General features: G+C 63.5%; 1 protein-coding gene. It reads right to left on the reverse strand.

Annotation, left to right across the window (positions count from 1 at the left end; genetic code table 11):
* Nucleotides 1-22: 22 nt before the first annotated feature.
* On the reverse strand, nt 23-1,705 hold the full coding sequence (locus IVB12_RS19740) for a transposase family protein (RefSeq protein ID WP_247301211.1): 1,683 nt from the start codon (nt 1,703-1,705) through the stop codon (nt 23-25).
* Nucleotides 1,706-1,787: the final 82 nt, after the last annotated feature.

A 1,787-nucleotide genomic window follows, 5' to 3' on the forward strand; every position in this document is an offset into this window, starting at 1 on the left:
CGTATTGCCGCATCTGCGAATGTTACCCTGATGGCGCCATTGCCGATGACGATCCGATGTCGATTAATCGGTCGCGCCAGATGGCTTTCCCGGCTTGCTCGACGAGAGGGGCTGTGGGCGGGTCGGGCCCTACATAGCCCGAGCCGTCCACAACCCCGGGCAATGGGGCAGCGGTCATGGCGTCGTCGAGCGGGCCCTGGGCGACCAATCGTTCAGCAGCCCTCCGTCTAAGCGCCCTCAGCAGACGTTGCACAATCGAATGCTGTCTCTTTCCGAACTCCTCGGGGTATTTCTCGCGCAGCCGGCCGACAATTGCGAGCGCCGTCAGCTGCGGCTGCTCTGCGAGCCAGGCTTCGATCGCGGCAATATGCGGGTCGAGCTTGGACGGCATGCGAACTCTGGTCTTATAGGGGCGACGAGTTCGCCGGTGCGTGGCACGCGGCTCGCCGACCGTCGCGGTCTTGCCAAGCGTCTTCGCGAATGTCGCCGCGGTCGCTGGCAGGGTGCTAGTGTGAGCGGGTTGCAGGCCGCGCGCCTGTCCGGCACGACGATCGACGCGATTGCCTAGTTCCTCTTGGGTTGCGCGAATCTCCGCCAACAGCGCGACCGGATCGAGCGAGCGATACTGATCGCGGAGCCGTTTCTTCACGGCCGCGGTCACCTTGGGATGCGCCAAGGCACGCTCATAGGGGGTCGATGGGAGATGATAGCGTTTGATCACTTTGGCCCCTTCGCGACGCTTCTCCTTCAGCTTGAACGACGGCTGGAAGAAGTTGACGTAGAGCCGTGCCGCCGCATAGAGGCGGCCCATCATACGCGCCGTCTCGACGCCATCGAAGCGGCCATAGCCCATGAGGCGGCGGACGACGGCACCATTTTTCTGCTCGACAAACGCCTGGTCGTTCTTCTTATAGGCGCGCGAGCGAGTAACTTCGAGCTTCTGTTCGCGGCACCATGGCACGACAACATCGTTCATGAAGGCGCTGTCGTTGTCGAAGTCCACGCCGCACAACAGCCAGGGGAACAGGCTCTGTGCGCGGTTGATCGCCTCGACGACCAGCGAACCTTCCCGCGTCAGCAACGGCAGGCACTCCGTCCAGCCGGTGGCGACATCGACCATCGTGAGGGTTTGGATGAACGAGCCAGCCACCGACGTGCCGCCATGGGCGACCATGTCGACCTCGCAGAAGCCGGGCACCGGGCTGTTCCAGTCATTGAACGTGCGGATCGGGACCTCGCGCCGGATTGCCGAATAGAATCGACGGCGCCGCCTGCCGCCGCTCGCCGCGATCTTCACATCGACGAGCAGGCGATCGATGGTGGCGGCGCTGATGGCCAGAACACGATCACGGTCCGACTGGCCAAGCTGCAATCGGCCATGTTGCTCAAGGGCAGGCAGCAAGGTCGGGATCATCACCTTGAGCCGCTTGCCGCACACCCGATCCGACGCCTCCCACAGCGCCGTCAACGCGTCCTTGATCGTCGCGCCATATCTGCGTCTTTGCTTTCTTGTTGTCTCGACCTCGCCCGGTCCAATCGTCTCGCGTTGCCGGAGCGCGCGCACCGCATGCTTGCGATGCCAGCCCGTCGTCGCGCACAGCTCGTCGAGTATCCGCCCCTTCTCCGCTCGTTTGGCCGACCGGTAACGCTCCTTTACCGCCGACACCACCTCGCGCCGCGCGCCCATGCTGATCTTTCCCGCCATAGACGCCACCGAACCAATTCGATGGCACCGACCCAATCATCGGCGAGAAGTTGTCCAGTAACATTCTGGGTGAGGCAATGCG

It is taken from the genome of Bradyrhizobium sp. 179 (assembly GCF_023073535.1).
Taxonomy (GTDB): Bacteria; Pseudomonadota; Alphaproteobacteria; order Rhizobiales; family Xanthobacteraceae; genus Bradyrhizobium.

Excerpts from the sequence above, each read along its gene's own strand:
- IVB12_RS19740 (WP_247301211.1), bottom strand. The coding sequence starts at position 1,705 with ATGGCGGGAAAGATCAGCATGGGCGCGCGGCGCGAGGTGGTGTCGGCG.